20 protein-coding genes are annotated in these 17,409 nt (G+C 73.9%); 10 read left to right on the forward strand and 10 right to left on the reverse strand.

Annotation, left to right across the window (positions count from 1 at the left end; all coding sequences use genetic code 11):
- Positions 1–138: 138 nt before the first annotated feature.
- Both AB0E07_RS20995 and AB0E07_RS21000 read right to left on the reverse strand, forming a co-directional pair.
- Positions 139–813, reverse strand: coding sequence for a pyridoxamine 5'-phosphate oxidase family protein (locus tag AB0E07_RS20995; protein WP_362254011.1), 675 nt, complete (start codon positions 811–813; stop codon positions 139–141).
- A gap of 181 nt (positions 814–994) precedes the next feature.
- Entirely contained in the window at positions 995–1,966 is a 972-nt protein-coding gene (locus tag AB0E07_RS21000; RefSeq protein ID WP_362254173.1) for a nitroreductase family protein, read from the reverse strand.
- A 185-nt stretch (positions 1,967–2,151) separates the two neighbouring features.
- On the opposite strand from AB0E07_RS21000, the gene AB0E07_RS21005 reads away from it, so the two are divergent.
- Positions 2,152–2,733, forward strand: a complete 582-nt coding sequence (locus tag AB0E07_RS21005) for a hypothetical protein (protein WP_362254014.1) — start codon at positions 2,152–2,154, stop codon at positions 2,731–2,733.
- 27 nt (positions 2,734–2,760) lie between these two features.
- On the opposite strand, the gene AB0E07_RS21010 is transcribed toward AB0E07_RS21005, so the two are convergent.
- Complete coding sequence (locus AB0E07_RS21010) at positions 2,761–3,615, reverse strand: LysR family transcriptional regulator (protein WP_362254017.1); 855 nt, start codon at positions 3,613–3,615, stop codon at positions 2,761–2,763.
- Positions 3,616–3,684: 69 nt separating this feature from the next.
- Here AB0E07_RS21010 and AB0E07_RS21015 point away from each other — a divergent pair, with 69 nt between their 5' ends.
- Positions 3,685–4,599: an EamA family transporter gene (locus tag AB0E07_RS21015; RefSeq protein WP_362254020.1), complete on the forward strand. Its 915-nt coding sequence runs from the start codon at positions 3,685–3,687 to the stop codon at positions 4,597–4,599.
- Between the two features lie 115 nt (positions 4,600–4,714).
- Positions 4,715–4,939, forward strand: coding sequence for a DUF2180 family protein (locus AB0E07_RS21020; protein ID WP_362254023.1), 225 nt, complete (start codon positions 4,715–4,717; stop codon positions 4,937–4,939).
- Positions 4,940–4,989: 50 nt separating this feature from the next.
- Here AB0E07_RS21020 and AB0E07_RS21025 read toward each other — a convergent pair whose 3' ends face one another.
- Together AB0E07_RS21025 and AB0E07_RS21030 are read right to left on the reverse strand one after the other, a co-directional pair.
- The gene (locus AB0E07_RS21025; RefSeq protein ID WP_362254026.1) at positions 4,990–5,874 is read right to left on the reverse strand and encodes an NAD(P)-dependent oxidoreductase; all 885 of its coding nucleotides are present in this window, start codon (positions 5,872–5,874) and stop codon (positions 4,990–4,992) included.
- Between the two features lie 41 nt (positions 5,875–5,915).
- Entirely contained in the window at positions 5,916–6,431 is a 516-nt protein-coding gene (locus AB0E07_RS21030; RefSeq protein WP_362254030.1) for an SRPBCC family protein, read from the reverse strand.
- A gap of 122 nt (positions 6,432–6,553) precedes the next feature.
- On the opposite strand from AB0E07_RS21030, the gene AB0E07_RS21035 reads away from it, so the two are divergent.
- The 4 genes from AB0E07_RS21035 (at position 6,554) to dhaM (ending at position 9,616) form a co-directional block, all read left to right on the forward strand.
- Entirely contained in the window at positions 6,554–7,453 is a 900-nt protein-coding gene (locus AB0E07_RS21035) for a LysR family transcriptional regulator (RefSeq protein ID WP_362254033.1), read from the forward strand.
- A gap of 121 nt (positions 7,454–7,574) precedes the next feature.
- A complete protein-coding gene (gene dhaK, locus AB0E07_RS21040; RefSeq protein WP_362254036.1) occupies positions 7,575–8,567 on the forward strand; it encodes a dihydroxyacetone kinase subunit DhaK in 993 nt (330 codons plus the stop codon).
- Positions 8,568–8,613: 46 nt separating this feature from the next.
- Positions 8,614–9,213: a dihydroxyacetone kinase subunit DhaL gene (gene dhaL / locus AB0E07_RS21045; protein WP_362254042.1), complete on the forward strand. Its 600-nt coding sequence runs from the start codon at positions 8,614–8,616 to the stop codon at positions 9,211–9,213.
- A complete protein-coding gene (gene dhaM / locus AB0E07_RS21050; protein WP_362254045.1) occupies positions 9,206–9,616 on the forward strand; it encodes a dihydroxyacetone kinase phosphoryl donor subunit DhaM in 411 nt (136 codons plus the stop codon). Before dhaL ends, dhaM begins: the two co-directional genes overlap by 8 nt.
- A 21-nt stretch (positions 9,617–9,637) precedes the next feature.
- Here dhaM and AB0E07_RS21055 read toward each other — a convergent pair whose 3' ends face one another.
- Positions 9,638–10,291 (reverse strand): TetR/AcrR family transcriptional regulator, encoded by a 654-nt coding sequence (locus AB0E07_RS21055; protein WP_362254048.1) that lies wholly within the window; start codon positions 10,289–10,291, stop codon positions 9,638–9,640.
- Positions 10,292–10,420: 129 nt separating this feature from the next.
- Between AB0E07_RS21055 and AB0E07_RS21060 the strand changes: the two genes are divergently transcribed.
- The gene (locus AB0E07_RS21060) at positions 10,421–11,182 is read left to right on the forward strand and encodes a glucose 1-dehydrogenase (RefSeq protein ID WP_362254051.1); all 762 of its coding nucleotides are present in this window, start codon (positions 10,421–10,423) and stop codon (positions 11,180–11,182) included.
- Between the two features lie 73 nt (positions 11,183–11,255).
- On the opposite strand, the gene AB0E07_RS21065 is transcribed toward AB0E07_RS21060, so the two are convergent.
- Entirely contained in the window at positions 11,256–11,954 is a 699-nt protein-coding gene (locus AB0E07_RS21065; RefSeq protein WP_362254054.1) for a glycoside hydrolase family 75 protein, read from the reverse strand.
- Positions 11,955–12,367: 413 nt separating this feature from the next.
- Here AB0E07_RS21065 and AB0E07_RS21070 point away from each other — a divergent pair, with 413 nt between their 5' ends.
- Together AB0E07_RS21070 and AB0E07_RS21075 are read left to right on the forward strand one after the other, a co-directional pair.
- Positions 12,368–13,366 (forward strand): fibronectin type III domain-containing protein, encoded by a 999-nt coding sequence (locus tag AB0E07_RS21070; protein WP_362254057.1) that lies wholly within the window; start codon positions 12,368–12,370, stop codon positions 13,364–13,366.
- Between the two features lie 226 nt (positions 13,367–13,592).
- Positions 13,593–14,138: a hypothetical protein gene (locus AB0E07_RS21075; protein WP_362254060.1), complete on the forward strand. Its 546-nt coding sequence runs from the start codon at positions 13,593–13,595 to the stop codon at positions 14,136–14,138.
- Between the two features lie 122 nt (positions 14,139–14,260).
- On the opposite strand, the gene AB0E07_RS21080 is transcribed toward AB0E07_RS21075, so the two are convergent.
- From AB0E07_RS21080 to AB0E07_RS21090, 3 genes are all read right to left on the reverse strand, one after another.
- Positions 14,261–14,818: a PadR family transcriptional regulator gene (locus tag AB0E07_RS21080; RefSeq protein ID WP_362254063.1), complete on the reverse strand. Its 558-nt coding sequence runs from the start codon at positions 14,816–14,818 to the stop codon at positions 14,261–14,263.
- 40 nt (positions 14,819–14,858) lie between these two features.
- Positions 14,859–16,874, reverse strand: a complete 2,016-nt coding sequence (locus AB0E07_RS21085) for an NADPH-dependent 2,4-dienoyl-CoA reductase (RefSeq protein ID WP_362254065.1) — start codon at positions 16,872–16,874, stop codon at positions 14,859–14,861.
- An 89-nt stretch (positions 16,875–16,963) separates the two neighbouring features.
- Complete coding sequence (locus AB0E07_RS21090) at positions 16,964–17,335, reverse strand: hypothetical protein (RefSeq protein ID WP_362254068.1); 372 nt, start codon at positions 17,333–17,335, stop codon at positions 16,964–16,966.
- Positions 17,336–17,409 lie beyond the last annotated feature (74 nt).

Genomic DNA, 17,409 nt, shown 5'->3' on the forward strand with positions numbered 1-17,409 from the left:
CCTTCCTCCGGATGACTCCGATCCTCGACCTGGAAGGAAGGGTGCGGCAGGGGCCGAGCAGCCCCACGGGGCGCCCGGACGGCCCAAGGAGAGCCGGGCGCCCGGCGGTTCGCCGTCCGCCCGGTCAATCCGCTCCGCTCACACGGAGATTCGGCGTCCGCTGATCGCCCGGGGTTCGACGCGGACCCACAGCGTGCGGGGGCCGGACGCCCAAGGAGCGCTGTACGCGGCCCTGTCGAGGCGGGTGGCCTCGGCGGAGTCGAAGACGGCATGGGCCCGCCCGCGCACCAGCACGCTCCAGCCACTGCTGAAGGCGTCGTCGATGCGGTCCACCTCGAAGGCGACCTCCAGTCCGGCGGCCAGCGAGGGTGTCGTGCCCGGGGTGGTCCGGAAGACGATGGTGCCGTCGACGACGGTGTAGTTGACCGGGACGACGGCGAGACCGGTCGCGGTGGTCACGGCCAGGCGTCCCACCCCGTGGGTGGAGAGCAGGGCGCGGCACTCCGCCGAGGTGAGTTCGGTGAACTCCGCCCGGGGAGCGGCCCGGCCCGGACCCGGCGGCCGGTCGGCATCGCCTCCGGTCAGCTCGGTCACCGTGGTCCGCAGCGCGCCCGCGAGCCTGAGGAGTGCGCCCATGCCGGGTGCGGCCACCGGCTGCTCCTCCAGGTAGCGGAGGTAGCTGGGGGCCATGCCGGCGCGGTCGGCCGCCTCCTCGACGGAGAGGCCGAGCCGGGTGCGCCGGAGCGCGAGTCGTCGTCCGAGGTCGCCGACCGGGAGGAACTCGGCCGCCTCCGTCGAGATCTGTTCCGCCATGACCCGTTGCCTCCTCGTCCGGCCTCCGGGCCGTTCACCGGCCCGCTGTCCCTCCAGCGTGTGCGTGTCCCCCGCACTCCGCTTGGGCCGGTCGGCCCCGGTCCGGGCGCCGGTCGGGGCACTTTCCCCAGGCGCCCCGACCCGCGCGGGCCGTCCCCGGCACCGACCGCGGCGCGCGTACTCAGACCAGCACCGAGGCGACGGGCCGCCGCGGAGTGACCGGTCCCTGGGGACCGTGCCCGAGGCGGATCAGCATCTGGGCGTGCCCGGACACGGGGCTCAGCAACCGCCTGAGGTCGGGCCACTCCATGGCCTGGTGCAGCAGGGACGTGCGCAGTCCGCCTGCCGTCGCGACGAGCAGCACGCGTTCCAGTGCCTGCCCGGCGCGCAGCCAGTCGGCGCGGCGGTCGTGCCGGGTCGACAGCAGGGCGACGACGGGCGCCGTCTCGAAGCTGCGGGCGGTCAGCCGGTCGGCGTGGCGCTGCCCGGTGAAGTCGCGCAGCGGCAGCCGCTCACGGGCGTCCTGCGGGCCGAGCGCCTCCGGCGGCAGGCCCGTCTCGTACTCCTCGTAGGGGTCGTCGCGCACCCAGCGGCGGCTCTCCCGGACCCGGCCCGGACTCTCGTGGTTGCGGCGCTCCCCGCGCGCCGTGAGCCCGAGCAGCCGCTCCGTCTCCCTGCGCCCGGGAAAGTGCAGGCTCGCGCCCTCCGCTCGTGCCGCGGCGGTCAGGTCGGCGCGGACCTGCGGGGGCAGGTCGTCACCGGTGAAGGGCAGGCGACTGCTGTGCCTGCGCCAGAGCGGGCCGTACAGGTCGGCGTCGGCCGTCAGGGGCCCCGTCCCCACCTCGGTCGGGCACACGGCCGCCAGGAGCGCCGGGTCACGTGGGACGGGAAGCAACCGGGTGACCGGGGTCCAGCCGAAGTGGGCCATGGCGACCCGGAGGTTGAGCAGGCACGCTCCCACCGCTACGTGCAGGGCACGACCGTCCGGGTCCGTCAGACACAGGCCCGGGTCGGGGGCGGCACGGATGTGGAAGGTGACCGTCTCCGGATCGAGACGGAAGCGCCAGGGCTGTGAGTTGTGGAGCGAGGGCGCGGCCACGGCGGCCGCGACGCAGGTCTCCAGCGCTGTGGCGTCAAGGATCGTGCTGTGCATCATGCCCTCCTCGCGCCGGAACGGTTCCGTCGTTCGAGCGTGGGCGCGCGGTCCCGGATCGGTGAGGGGCCGTTGGTCCCGGGCCGGGGTCCGACCGTCCGTGCAAGCCGTCTGTTCGGCCTCTCCCGTCACCCGGCGCGGGATGCGACGTTCGAGACAGCGAGGGGACGAGGAGGTGCTCGGCCATGGGCGACAAGGGGTGCGCGAGGCAGCGTATGTGGCGCTGGCGGAGGAACCCGCTGCGACGGCGCTCCGACGTGGTCGAGGCATGGATCGTGTTGGTGGTCTGGTTCCTCGTGGTGGTCGGAGGCGTCCTCGCGGGACTGGTGGTGTCGGACGCGGCGGACCGGGCGTTCGCCGAGCAGCGTGCGGAGCGACGGCCCACCCGGGCCGTCCTGCTCACCGATGTGCCACGGGCCGACGGCTCGGCCGACTCGCCGAGGCCGCAGGGCCTGGCCAGGGTGCGCTGGACGACCGGCGCCGGCACCGAGCGCACGGACGAGGCGATGGTGGACCGGGGTCTCAAGGCCGGCGCCGAGGTCACCCTCTGGCTGGACCGCGCGGGCGACCCCGCGACCCGGCCACCGAGCGCCTCGGAGGCCGCCTGGGAGTCCGGCGCCCTGGGTACGGCCGCCGGACTGGCCCTGGCGGGGCTGGTGTTCGGCGCGGGCGCCGCGGCCCGTTGGCGGCTCGGCCGGAACTCCGCGGAGCGGTGGGGCCAGGAGTGGGAACTGGTCGAACCCGAGTGGCGGCGCCAGCACAACTGACACGTTCCGCTCGGCACGGCGGCACGCTCACTCGCCGCGGTACAGCGCGGTGAGCAGTTCCACGGCCGCCTGGGTCGCGGGGTGCGGGTCGTCCCGCCACCAGCCGAGCCGTACCGCGATGGGCTCGGCGTCCCGCACCGGGCGGTAGACCACTCCGGGGCGCGGGTACTGGTGCGCGGTGGCCTCCGCGGTCATACCGACGCACCGGCCGGTGGCGATCACGGTGAGCCAGTCGTCGACGTCCTGGATCTCCTCGGTGGCCGGCCGCGCGTCGGGCGGCCACAGCTCGGAGGTGGTGGTGCCGGTACGGCGGTCCACGAGCAGGGTGCGTCCGGCGAGGTCGGCGAGGCGTACCGAGCGTCGCCGGGCCGAGGGGTCGTCGGCGGCCATGGCGCACAGCCGCCGTTCCAGCCCGACGATGACCGAGTCGAAGCGGCGGTCGTCCAGCGGTCTGCGCACCACCGCCAGCTCGCAGGCGCCCTCGGCGAGACCCGCAGTGGGCGAGTTGACGCGGACCAGGTGGAGGTCGGTGCCGGGGTGCGCGGCGGTCCAGCGCCGCTGGAAGGCCGGGGTGTGCCGGCCGAGGGCGGCCCAGGCGTATCCGACGCGCAGCCGTTCGTGGCCGGAGGCGGCCTCGCGGGTCAGGTCGTCCACCGCGCCGAGGACCCGGCGGGCGTGGGCCAGCACGCGCTGCCCGGTGGCGGTGGGTGCCACCTCCCGGGACGTACGGCGCAGCAGTCTGGTGCCCAGGGCCCGTTCGAGTGCGGCGAGGTTGCGCGACACGGCGGCCTGGGAGACACCGAGTGCGAGGGCGGCGTCGGTGAACCCTCCCTCGTCCACGATCGCGACGAGACAGCGCAACTGCCTGAGCTCCACATCCATGACTCAAGCGTATGGATAAACCCATCAGTGCATTTTACGTATCCGGGTGCCCGGCATCACGATGCCTGCATGAGCGCCCGAACCGTACCCTCGCCTCCGCTCCAAGTCCCGCTTCCCGCAGCGGAGTCGGCCCGGATCGGCATCGCCCCGGTGGCCACGATGCTCGGCAGCGGCCTGGCCAACCAGACCGGTGCCGCGATCGGCTCGCTCGCCTTCCCCGTGGTGGGCCCCCTCGGCGTCGTCGCGGTACGTCAGTACGTGGCCGCCGTGGTCCTCCTCGCCATCGGCCGACCGCGCCTGCGGTCCTTCACCCGCCACCAGTGGTGGCCCGTGGTGCTGCTCGCCCTGGTCTTCGGCACCATGAATCTCTCGCTGTACACCGCCGTCGACCGGATCGGCCTCGGCCTGGCGGTGACCCTGGAGTTCCTCGGCCCGCTCACCATCGCGCTCGCCGGCTCGCGCCGCCGCGTGGACGTGCTGTACTCGCTGCTCGCCGCCGCGGGGGTCGTGATCCTGATGCGTCCGCGGCCGTCCGCCGACTACGTCGGCATGTCGCTGGGGCTGCTGGCCGCCGCCTGCTGGGCCGCGTACATCCTGCTGAACCGGACCGTCGGAAAGCGGGTCCCGGGCGCGCAGGGAGCGGCGGCCGCGGCCGCGCTGTCCGCGGTGCTGTTCCTGCCGGTCGGTGTCGTGCTCGCGGTGCGCGAGCCGCTGACGGCCGGGGCGCTGGGGTGCGCGGTGGCGGCGGGGGTGCTCTCCTCCGCGGTGCCCTACGCGGCGGACCTGTTCACGCTCCGACACGTGCCCGCTCGGGCCTTCGGCCTGTTCATGAGCGTCAACCCCGTCATCGCCGCGCTGGTCGGACTCGTCGGTCTGGGCCAGGAGCTGGGTCTGGCGGAGTGGTGCGGCATCACGGCGATCGTCACGGCCAACGCGCTCGCGTTGGGCGTCGGGGGTACCCGGCGGGGCGGGGTGCGGGCGTGAGGGCCGGGTCCGTCTGTCGGCCGGGCGGCCCGCACGAACGGGCCGGGTGGCCCACTCCGGGACCGCACGGCCCGTTCCACCATGGGAGGGGAGGACCGCACGAAGGAGGTGCGTCGTGCAGTGTTACGAATGCGCGCTGGAAGACGAGGCCGCGCCCGCTGTCGCGATGTGTGTGCGCTGCGGATGCGGAGTGTGTCTGCGCCACGCCCACGTCGCCGACCAGGCCGTGCCGCACGAGGCCGGTCTGGGCCTGACCTACGGCCCGAGGACGGCTCGGCGGGTGACCTGCGCGACCTGTCACGCGGCCGAGGCGTTCGCCCGGGAACGCCGGGCCGGGTGAACCAGGTGGGAGGCCACGGCCGGTCCGCCCCGCCCGCGGCGGCCGGCGCGTCAGCTCCGTTCGTCGAAGCTCGCGAAGTAGGCGGCGGCCATGTCCTCCTCCGCGTGCCCCTGGGCGGCGGCCCGCTCCAGTCGGGCGGCGCCCGCGGCGGCGACGTCGAGGCGGACGCCGCCCCTCTCGCCCGCCTCGACGATCAGCCGGGCGTCCTTCGCGGCCGTGGAGACCGCGAACTGGGCCGGGGAGAGCCGGTCCTCCAGGATCAGCGCGGACTTGGCGTGCAGGTAGCCCATGTCGAGCGGGCCGCCCGCGATGAGTGCGAAGAACTGCTGCGGGTCCACGTCCAGGGCCCGGGACAGGGCGAGGGCCTCTCCGGCGGCGGTGGTGGCCGCGATGACCCAGCTGTTGGCGACCAGCTTCAGCCGGGTGGCGGATCCGGCGGCGCCGTCGTCGCCGGTCCACACGGTCCGTGCGCCGACGGCCTCGAAGACGGGCGTGACGCGCTCCCTGCCGTCCTCCGGCCCGGCGGCCAGCACGGTCAGCCGACCGGCCTCGGCGGGCTGCCGGGTGCCGAGCACGGGGGCGTCGTAGAAGGCGAGCCCGTGCTCGCGGGCGAAGGCGGCCAGCGCGGGGAGGGCGTCGAGACCGGCGGTGGTCGACTGCACCCACGCGGCGCCGGGGCTCAGGGCGGGCGCGGCCTCGCCCATCACGTCCAGGGCGGCGGGACCGTCGTACAGGACGGTGAGCACGACGTCGGCGCCCCGCACCGCCTCGGCGGGGCTCTCCGCGACGAACGCGCCGTCCGCGGCGAGCGGTTCGGCCTTCGCGCGGGTGCGGTTCCACGCGCGGACGGCGTGTCCGGCGCGGACGAGGTTGCGGGCCATCGCGGCCCCCATGATCCCGGTGCCCAGCACCGCCACGGTGAGCTTCTCGCTCATGGGTGTTCGCCTTCCTGATCTCGTCGTGCTCGGGTACGGCGTCAGCGGCGGGCGGCGCGGATCAGCCCGTCCAGCCACGCCTGGTGGCCGTTGAGCATCGGGTTCGGCCGTTCCTCGGCGAGGGCCGCCGCGGGCTCGCCCAGCTGAGTCTCCTGGGTGAGGATCCGGACCCGGCCACCGGGTAGATCCTCCACCAGCCAGGCGTGCAGCACGTCCAGCCGCTCCGCCGGGGTGCCGTCCTGCCGGGCCGTCCAGGACAGCCGGCCGGGGACTCCGTCGGCGGGCTCCTGGAACTCCACGACGTGCGCGTCCAGGGGCGGGAAGCCGAAGGTGCCGAAGCTGAAGTCGGCGCCGTCGTGGAGCGCGGGACCGCCGCCCCCGGGGAAGGAGATGTCGGCGACGTTGTCGTAGTACGACTCCCAGGTGGCGGTGTCGGTCAGGAAGGGCCAGACCCGGGCGGCGGTGACGCCCTTGACGATCACCTCGTTGGAGACGAAGTTGTCGCCGGTTCCGGGCAGGTACTTCTCGGGCCAGTTGATCGCGTTCTGCGTGGTCATCGGGGTTCCTTCGGTGGGATGCGGGCTGTCTCGACGGTAGGCCCGGTCGCCATCCGCTCACCAATAGGAAGGCCGATTTCCGATATCGGGACCCCGATGGGCGGGCTCGCTAGGCTGACCCCATGACGAACCGGACGCAGCTGCCGCAGCACGCGGACCTGAACCTGCTGCGCACCTTCCTCGGCGTGTACCGCTCGGGCTCCTTCACGGCGGCGGCACCCCGGCTCGGGCTGTCGCAGCCGACCGTGACGGCCCAGATCCGCACGCTGGAGCAGCAGACCGGGCGGGAACTGTTCACGCGTCTGCCGCGCGGGGTGGAGCCCACGCCGTACGCCCATGAGCTGGCCGCGCGGATCACGGCGCCGCTGGACGCGCTGGCCACCCTGGAGGACGCCGGCGCGGCGGCGGCGCCGGTGCATCTGGCCGGGCCCTCGGAGCTGCTCTGCGTGCGGGTGCTGCCCGCGCTGGTGCCGCTCGTCGCCGAGGGGGTGCAGCTCCGGGTCGGCCAGGGCCTGCCCGAGCCGCTGCTGGAGGAGCTGCGGGCGGGCCGGCACGACCTGGTGATCGCCACGCGCCGGCCCCGCGGCCGGGCCCTGGAGTCGGTGCCGCTGGCCGACGAGGAGTACCTGCTGGTCGCGAGCCCCCGGTGGGCCGAGCGGACCGGGGGCGGCGAGGTGGGCGCCGCGCTGCGGGACGTCCCGATGGTGACGTACGCCGAGGACCTGCCGATCCTGCGCCGCTACTGGCGCACGGTCTTCGGGCGGCAGCTCACCGCCCGGCCGTCGGTGACCGTGCCCAATCTGTACGCGGTGCTCTCGGCGGTCACCGCGGGCGCCGGGTACAGCGTGCTCCCCCGCTCGCTGTGCCAGGAGCACCTGGACTCCGGCCGGCTCAGCCTGCTGCACGAGCCCGTGGAGGCCCCGCTGAACACGCTCTTCCTCGTCCAGCGCCCGGGGGCGGACGCCAACCCCGACGTCGCGCGGGTCCGGGAGCGGCTGCGGGTGGTGGCGCGGAGCTGGTAGTCCCACGGAACGCCCCGGGGCGCGCCGCCGACTCCGCCCCGGCACGTGACCTTCCCCGCGCCAAGGTCGATACTGCCGGGAGTGGTACGGAAGCTGTCTGTCGGCTCACCTGGAGGTACCCATGCGGATGCTCATCAACGTCCCGGAGACCGTCGTCGCGGACGCCCTGCGGGGTCTCGCGGCCGCCCACCCCGAACTGACCGTGGACGTGGAGAACCGGGTGATCGTCCGGCGGGACGCGCCCGTGGCCGGGAAGGTGGCGCTGATCTCCGGGGGCGGATCGGGGCACGAGCCGCTGCACGGCGGGTTCGTGGGGCCCGGCATGCTCTCGGCCGCCTGTCCGGGCGAGGTCTTCACCTCCCCGGTCCCGGACCAGATGGTGCGCGCGGCGGCGGCCGTCGACAGCGGTGCCGGAGTGCTGTTCGTCGTGAAGAACTACACCGGTGACGTGCTGAACTTCGACATGGCCGCCGAACTCGCCGAGGACGAGGGCATCCAGGTGGCCAAGGTCCTCGTCGACGACGACGTGGCGGTCACCGACAGCCTGTACACCGCGGGGCGGCGCGGCACCGGCGCGACCCTGTTCGTGGAGAAGATCGCGGGCGCCGCCGCCGAGGAGGGCATGCCCCTGGAGCGGGTGGAGGCGCTGGCCCGGCAGGTCAACGAGAACTCCCGCAGCTTCGGTGTCGCCCTGGGCGCCTGCACCACGCCCGCGAAGGGCAGCCCGACCTTCGAGCTGCCCGACGGTGAGCTGGAGCTCGGCGTCGGCATCCACGGGGAGCCCGGCCGGGAGCGGCGCCCGATGATGACCTCGGGCGAGATCGCCGACTTCGCGGTGAACGCGATCCTGGAGGACATGCCCGTCCGCAATCCCGTGCTGGTGCTGGTCAACGGCATGGGAGCGACCCCGCTGCTGGAGCTGTACGGCTTCAACGCCGAGGTGCAGCGGGTGCTCGGCGAGCGCGGGGTCGCCGTGGCGCGCACGCTGGTGGGCAACTACGTCACGTCCCTCGACATGGCCGGCGCCTCGGTCACCCTGTGCCGGATCGACCAGGAGCTGCTGCGTCTGTGGGACGCGCCGGTCCGGACGGCCGGACTGCGCTGGGGCATGTGAACGGGCCCGGCCGGCTGTCAACGATCCTACCGAGCAAGGAGATTGTGTGCTGGACGCCGACTTCTTCCGCCGCTGGATGGCCGCCACCGCCGCGTCCGTGGAACGCGAGGCGGAACGGCTCACCGCCCTGGACTCCCCGATCGGCGACGCCGACCACGGCAGCAACCTGCTGCGCGGCTTCCGCGCCGTGACGGCGACCCTCGACAAGGAGGCCCCCGCCACCCCGGGGGCGGTCCTCACCCTCGCCGGACGGCAGCTGATCTCGACGGTGGGCGGCGCCTCGGGCCCGCTGTACGGGACGCTGCTCCGGCGCACCGGCAAGGCGCTCGGAGAGGCCCCCGAGGTCGACGAGGCGCAGTTCGCGTGGGCGTTCCGCACCGGGGTCGAGGCGGTCATGACCCTCGGGGGCGCGGCGCCCGGGGACAAGACGATGATCGACGCGCTGGTGCCCGCCGGGGACGCGCTCGACTCCGGCTTCGCCGCCGCGCGGGCCGCGGCCGAGGAGGGGGCGCTGGCCACGACTCCGCTCCAGGCGCGCAAGGGCCGGGCGAGCTACCTCGGCGAGCGCAGCATCGGGCACCAGGATCCGGGGGCGACCTCGTCCGCCCTGCTGGTCGCGGCTCTGGCGGAGGCGAACGGTGAGTGAGGACCAGCGGGTCGGGATCGTGCTGGTGTCGCACAGCGCGGCGGTCGCCGACTCGGTGGCCGAACTGGCGAGGAGTCTCGCGGGCGGCGGTGCCGCGGTGCCGGTCGCACCCGCGGGCGGTACGGAGGACGGGGGCCTCGGCACCAGTGCGGAACTGATCGCCGCCGCGGCCGCTGCCGTGGACCGGGGCGCCGGGGTCGCGGTCCTGACCGACCTCGGCAGCGCCGTGCTGACCGTGAAGGCGCTGCTCGCCGAGGGCGACGAACTCCCCGACGGCACGCTGTTGGTGGACGCGCCCTTCGTCGAGGGCGCGATCGCCGCGGTCGTCACGGCGGCCACCGGCGCGGACCTCGCGGCCGTACGGGCGGCCGCGGAGGAGGCGTACACCTACCGGAAGGTGTGAGCCCGCCCTGCTCCGCCTCGCTCAGGAGATGCCCCGCGCCGCCACCTCAAGCGCGGTGCGCAGCGCCGCTTCCAGTTCGGCCCTCGTCGCCTCGGCGTCGGGGGCCGTGTCGGTGCCGTGCCCTTCGGTGCCGTGCCAGGCGTGGTGCTCCACGGCGGCGCGCAGGGCGGCGTTGAGCATCGCCGCCTCGATCACCGGGCGCGGATCGTCCGCGGGCAGCCCGGCCCGCTCGGCGAGGGCGCGCGTGAAGGCCGGTTCGGCCTCGTCGTAGGTCTGGAGCCACACCGCGCGCAGGCCGGGCTCGGTGCGGGTCAGCCGGACCAGGGCGCCCACGGTGGCGTGGCCCTGATCGCGGCCGGGGGCGCCGTCGGCCATCAGGCCCCGGTCGAAGACCTCCTGGAGCGGTTCCCCGTGCCGCCACCGCCGGAGCGACTCGGCGATCGCGGAGATCCCGGCCGAGAACAGGGGCTGCACGCAGCTCTCCTTGCTCGGGAAGTAGCGCCACACCGTGCGCGCCGAGACACCGACGGCCTGCCCGATCTGTTCGCCCGTGGTGGCGGTGACGCCCTGGGCGACGAACAGACCGACGGCGGCCCGGGCGATCTCCAGCCGGATCTCCGCCTTGCGCTCCTCGGTCAGCGGCGGTCGGCCCGTGCGTCCGCTGGCTGCGGTCATCTCTTCCTCCGGCTCGTTGATCGCTCTGCCGGAATTCTCACACCACGACTTTATGTCACTCGGAGACATTAAGTCGTACAGTGGGCCCTCCGGGGCACTCGGCCCCGGACCGACGACAGGAGCGACCCCATGACCGACGGCCCCGACGGACGCAGTGTCATCGTCACCGGAGCGGGCTCCGGTATCGGCCGCGCCACGGCCCTGGCCTTCGCCGAGCTGGGCGACCACGTCGTGGTGGCGGACCTCAACGCCGAGGGCGCGCGAGCCGTGGTCGAGGAGATCGAGAAGGCGGGCGGCACCGCGGTGGCCGTCACCGGCGACCTGAGCGAGCAGTCGGTCGTCGACGCGGTGGTCACGGTCGCGGTGGAGCGGTTCGGCGGTGTGGACGTACTGGTCAACAACGCCGGGATCATGGACCGGATGTCGGCGCTCGCGGATGTCACGGACGCCGAGTGGGAGCGGGTGCTGCGCGTCAATCTGACGGCTCCGTTCCAGCTCACCCGGGCCGTTCTGCCGCACATGCTGGCCGCGGGCGGGGGCGCGATCGTGAACACCGCCTCCGAGGCGGGCCTCAGGGGCAGCGCCGCGGGCGCCGCCTACACGGCTTCCAAGCACGGCGTCGTGGGCCTGACGAAGAACCTCGCGGTGATGTACCGGAAGCAGGGCATCCGCGCCAACGCCATCGCGCCCGGCGGCACCGCGACCGGCATCGTCGTCGACGCCGACCAGGCCGCGCACGGACCGGCGGCGCTGGGCCCGCACTTCGTGAACGTCGGACGGCTGGCCCGGCCCGAGGAGCAGGCCGCGGCCGTCGTTTTCCTCGCCTCCGAGGCGGCGAGCAACATCAACGGCGTGGTGCTGCCCGTGGACGACGGCTGGTCGGCGGTCTGACGAGGGCCGGACGAGGGTCTGACGACGGCTGGACGGCGGCCCGACGAAGGCTGGTCGGCGGTCCGACGAGGGCTCAGCGGCCACCGCCCAGGAACCGGTGGGCCAGCCGCTCCCCCTCCGCGGCGGCGGCCGCGGCGTCCTCGATCGGCCGCACCCGCGAGTCCTTGAAGACGATGTAGGTGACGCCGGAGGGCGTGCCGCCGCCGTGCGGGTCCGGGTTCACACCGAGCGCCTCGGCGGCGGCGTAGGACGCCTCACCGATGATGTCGCGCGGCCCGACGTCACCCACGACCGCGTACCGCACCTTGTCGCCGTACACGAGCGCGACCACCGAGCCGCCGGTGATCCCGTGCTCCCGGTAGTCCCAGCGGTGGCTCGGGGCGGGTACGACGACGTACGGGAGGCGTTCGGCGTCCAGGTAGCGGCCGTCGGACTGGGTGAAGGCCGTGGCGTCGCTGAAGTAGGGGTCGGTGACGCCGTTGCAGCGGGCGCCGGGCTGTCCGTCGCAGTCGATGTCCAGGTCGGCCTTCCAGAAGACGGCCTCCCGGGTACCGCAGACCGGGACGGTCGGGGACCCACCGGCGTCGGTGGCGTAGCGCTCCTGGGAGACCTGGGCGCAGGTGCGGACCCTGGCCAGCAGGTCGGCGGCGCGGATCTCGCCCAGGGGATGCGCCACCGGCGCCTGCCCGGCCCCGGGCTCGGCGTCGGGCAGCATGGTCGGGGCGAGCAGGACGGCGCTCACCGCGGCCAGGGTCAGCGACTTGGCACGCACGATAAGGGACCCTCTCCGGCGGAACACTGACGGACACTCAGCCCACCCTGGTGCCGGTCCGCGCACGAGGCCACCGCTCGGGGGCCAGACGGTGCACGCGCCCGCCCGACGACGGCGCGGCACGGAACTTCCGGCGGCGGCCGGGAGTCTGAGCCTGTGTCCGCTCGGACTCCCGGCCGCGCACGGCACGGCGCGGGATCTGCGACGACAGCGGTCCGCGCCACCGACGTGAACTACCGGATCAGCACGGGAAGTTCAGCCGTGAGAGGCCAGCATACGTAACCTTCCGCGGGGCACTCCCCGACCCCTCCCTCTTGATGTGATCGCGTCAGCCGGGTCATATTGGTCCGGACCATTTCCGTGCCGGAGTGGAGGCGCTCCGCCGCGGACCCGTTCGCCGGGGAGGAAGAGTCGTGCGACGCGTTCCGGTTCCCGTCCGTCCGCGCAGAATCGCCCTGGTCAGCGGCGCGCTCGTCCTGCTCGCCTCCTGCGGGTGGCAGGGCGGGGCCGACGAGGGCCCCGTGCCCGGCGCGCCGAGAGGCGTCACCGCCGAGGCGGGCAGCGCGACCAGCGTGCACGTCATGTGGAACGCGGTGACCGCGAGCCAGGGCATCGACGGCTACGAGGTGTACCGCGGCACCACCAAGGTCAGGGACGTACCGGGTGACGCGCACATGGTGGACGTGATCCGGCTCCGCCCGTCCACGTCCTACGTCTTCACGGTGCGGGCCCGTGACACCGAGGGCCGGCTCGGCCCGCCCAGCGAGGAGGTCCGCGCCACGACTCCCGCGGCGGGCCCGGCAGACCGGGCCGCCCCGGGGGTGCCGGGTGGCGTCGAGGGCCGCGCGGTGGGCAGCCGCGCCGTCCAGCTGTCCTGGTCCGCCGCGCGGGACGACCGGGGCGTGGCCTCGTACGACATCCTTCAGGGCGGTACGAAGATCCACAGTGTGGGTGGGAACCAGACCGCCGCCGTGGTCACGGGGCTGCGGCCGGGGACCCGCTACACCTTCACGGTCCGCGCCCGGGACGCCGCCGACAACGTCTCCGCGGCCGGCGGCCCCGTCCGCCTCACCACACCCGGCAGTGACGACGGCCGCGGTACGGCCCCGGGCGCCTTCCGGGCGACGAGCCACCGCGACAAGGGGGACGGCGCGTACTACATCGACCTCAGCTGGGTGCCGCCGGACACCGACGGTGTGATCACGGAGTACCAGGTGCACCTCGACGGGCGCGCGGCCACCTCGGTGGTCTTCGGCGGTGACGCGCCCCGCGAGCGGGCCGAGTACAGCTTCTACGCGGGCACCGAGCCGGGCGTCGACCACCGTGTCCGGCTGCGGGCCCGGCTGCCCGACGGAACCTGGGGCGGCTTCTCGGCGGAACGGACGGTGACGACGGGCGACGCGGAGCGGTGAGCGTCCCGCACGGCGCGGGCGCAGCACCGGCACGGACAGGAGAGGGCGGAGGCGGTGGCGGGGGGCTTCATGGGCCGGACGTGGGAATCCGTCACCTGCCCGGCGGCCGTCCGCATGCGGCGCGGGCCGGGGGCGCGTTGGCTGCCCCTGAGGCAGCACGGGCGTTTCCCGACCCTCGGCGGCGCAAGGGATGTACCGCCAACCGTGCCGTCGGAGGGCAGTCCACATGCGCAACACATCGCCACTTCTCCGCTCGGGGCTGACCGTGGCGGCCGCCGCCGCGCTTCCGCTCGCCCTGACCGCAACGACGGCCACCGCGCAGTCCGGGATCTCGGTGAGCACCAGCGGCTCCACCGTCTCGGTCACCACCAGCGCGTGCAACCGCACCGACTCCGCCGGCAGCTGGGGCACCGCGGCCCTGCTCACCAGCAGCCAGGCGAGCTTCGCCCAGGGCCGCCAGGTGGCCCTGTCGGGCACCACCAGCCTCCAGTCCGCCGCCTGGTCGAGCGTCAGCCCCGGTACGTACACCGTCATCGTGCAGTGCGCCTACAACAGCCAGACCGCGGGCACCCAGGCGATCGTCGTCTCGGCGTCCGCCTCGCCCACGGTCACCGCGTCCGCCTCGCCCTCGCGGGGCGTCATGGGCGGTATGGGCGGCTCCTCCAAGGACTTCGGCACGCTGACCCTCGCGGCCGGCGGGGGTCTGCTGGTGCTCGGCGCCGGAGCCACGGTGTGGTTCCTGCGCCGCAGGTCGAGGCCCTACCGGCTCTGACGGGACGGAGGTACCCACTCGGTGACCGGGCAGGCGGGTCGCCGGACCGGCCGCCCGCCCCCTCACGCCGATCGACCGGCGCGCGCGGGCGCGCCGGTCCTCGCCGGCTCGGCCCGCTCGCCTCAGCCGGCCCGGTCCTCACCGGAGGGCAGTTCGGCGAACTCCGTCAGCGCGTGTTCCAGCCACCCCGTCCAGAACGTCTCCAGATCGATGCCCGCCCGCAGCACCAGGTGGCGCAGCCGGTCGCCCTGTCCGTCCCTGCCGGGCGGGAAGTCGCGCCGCTCGATCGCCTCGTACTCGGCCAGCTGCCGCCGGTGCAGCTCCAGGTGGCGGCGCAGGTCGCCCTCGATGCCCTCGATGCCGACCACGGCCGCCGCGCGCAGCCGCAGCAGCAGCGTGTCCCGGTGCGGCTTGGGGTCCTGGGAGGCTGAGCTCCAGCGGGCCAGTTCGGCGCGGCCCGCGGGCAGGACCTCGTAGCTCTTCTTCTGCCCACGGGCCGGCTGCTCGGCCGGGAGGGTGCGGATGAACCCGTCGCCCTCCAGTTTTCCCAGCTCGCGATAGATCTGCTGATGCGTCGCCGACCAGAAGTAGCCGATCGACTTGTCGAAGCGACGGGTCAGCTCCAGCCCCGAGGACGGCTTTTCGAGCAGGGCGGTGAGGATCGCGTGCGGGAGTGACATGACGTCATCCTAAGGACGTCCGGGACGGCGGTGACGGCGCCTAGAAGGCCGCCGCGACCTCGGTGCCCTGCTTGATGGCGCGCTTGGCGTCGAGTTCCGCCGCCACGTCGGCGCCCCCGATCAGGTGCACGGCGCGGCCGGCCGCCGCCAGCTCCTCGTACAGGTCCCGGCGCGGCTCCTGGCCGGTGCACAGGACGATCGTGTCGACGGGCAGGACCGTGCTCTCCTCGCCGACGGTGACGTGCAGTCCCGCGTCGTCGATCCGGTCGTAGCTGACCCCGGGGACCATGGTGACGCCGCGGTGCTTGAGCTCGGTGCGGTGGATCCAGCCGGTGGTCTTGCCGAGGCCGGCGCCCACCTTGGTGGTCTTGCGCTGGAGCAGGTGGACGGTGCGCGGCGGGGCGGGGCGCTCGGGCGCCGCCAGTCCGCCCGGACCCTCGTAGGAGGTGTCGACGCCCCAGTGCCGGAAGTACGTCTCCGGGTCCTCGTGCGCCTTGTCGCCGCCGTCGGTGAGGAACTCGGCGACGTCGAAGCCGATGCCGCCGGCGCCGAGGATCGCGACCCGCTCGCCGACGGGCACCCGGTCGCGCAGCACGTCGAGGTAGCCGACGACGCTCGGGTGGTCGACGCCCGGGATCTCCGGGGTGCGCGGGGTGACACCGGTGGCGACCACGACCTCGTCGTAGTCGGAGAGGTCCTCGGCCGTCACCCAGGTGTCGAGCCGGACGTCCACGCCCTCCTCGTCGAGGCGGTGGCGGAAGTAGCGCAGGGTCTCGTCGAACTCCTGCTTGCCGGGGACCTGGCGGGCGACGTTGAGCTGGCCGCCGACCTCTGCGGCCGCGTCGAACAGGGTGACGTCGTGGCCGCGTTCGGCGGCGGTCACCGCGGCGGCGAGGCCGGCCGGTCCGGCGCCCACGACGGCGACGCGCTTGCGTAGCCGGGTCGGGGAGAGCACCAGCTCGGTCTCGTGGCAGGCGCGCGGGTTGACCAGGCAGGAGGTGATCTTCAGCTGGAAGGTGTGGTCCAGGCAGGCCTGGTTGCAGCCGATGCAGGTGTTGATGGCCTCGGGGCGGCCCTCGGCGGCCTTGTTCACGAACTCGGGGTCGGCGAGCATCGGGCGGGCCATCGAGACCATGTCGGCGCAGCCGTCGGCGAGCAACTGCTCCGCCAGTTCCGGGGTGTTGATGCGGTTGGTGGTGACCAGCGGGATGGACACCTCGCCCATCAGGCGCTTGGTGACCCAGGTGTAGGCGCCGCGCGGCACGGAGGTGGCGATGGTGGGGATCCGGGCCTCGTGCCAGCCGATGCCGGTGTTGATGATGGTGGCACCGGCCGCCTCGACGGCCTTGGCGAGGGTGATCACCTCGTCGAGGGTGGAGCCGCCCGGGACCAGGTCGAGCATGGACAGCCGGTAGACGATGATGAAGTCCTCGCCGACCGCCTCGCGCACCCGCCGCACGATCTCCACCGGGAACCGCATGCGGTTCTCGTACGAGCCGCCCCAGCGGTCGGTGCGGTGGTTGGTCTGCCTGGCGATGAACTCGTTGATCAGGTAGCCCTCGGAGCCCATGATCTCCACGCCGTCGTAGCCGGCCCGGCGGGCGAGGCGGGCCGCTTCGGCGTAGTCGTCGATCGTCCGCTCGACCTCGGCGTCCGTCAGCTCGCGCGGCGGGAAGGGGCTGATCGGCGCCTGGAGGGGGCTCGGGCCCACCAGCTCCTGATGGTAGGCGTACCGGCCGAAGTGGAGGATCTGCATCGCGATGCGGCCGCCCTCGCGGTGCACCGCGTCGGTGATCTCGCGGTGCTGCTCGGCCTCCGCCTCGCTGGTCATCTTCGCGCCGCCGGGGTAGGGGCGGCCCTCGTCGTTGGGCGCGATGCCGCCGGTCACGATGAGGCCGACACCGCCGCGGGCCCGTTCGGCGTAGAAGGCAGCCATGCGCTCGAAGCCGCGCTCGGCCTCCTCCAGACCGACGTGCATCGAGCCCATCAGGACGCGGTTGGGCAGCGTGGTGAAGCCCAGGTCGAGCGGGTTCAGCAGATGCGGGTATCGGCTCATCGGGCCCCTCCGTACGCGGTGTCGTCCTCACTGTTGTAGAGGACCGCGCACGGATTATGCAACTAGTTGCACAACAGGAGAGACCCAGGTCACCGGCTTTCCAGTCGTACGTGCAGCTCACGCTCCTGATCGCCGGAGGCGGTGCTCAGGTCGTGCACCGTGAACAGGTCGTGCAGCGTGGTGCGGAACCGGTCGATGGCCCAGTAGCCGCCCTGCACGTCCGCCTCGACGGACCGGGTCAGCCGCCCGCCGGGGGCCGCGCCCGGATGGGGGTCGGAGACGTCGAAGGTGCCCAGCCACACCGTCGGCCGGGTCTCGTGCCATTCCTCGGGAATCTCGTCGGAGCGCCGGTCGGAGTCGTAGTACGCGCACAGGGCTTCGAACACGATCCGGGCGTCCTCCTTGCTGCACCCGCTGATCTCCACGGAGACGGATTCCGGGTGCAGTCGTTCGCTGTCCATCCTGATCGCTCCTCTCGGGGCCGCGCCCCGGCACGGGCACCGGGTTCCCCCGCGACACCGTGTCCCACTCCCAG

This window comes from Streptomyces sp. NPDC048002, assembly GCF_040653275.1.
Taxonomy (GTDB): Bacteria; Actinomycetota; Actinomycetes; order Streptomycetales; family Streptomycetaceae; genus Streptomyces.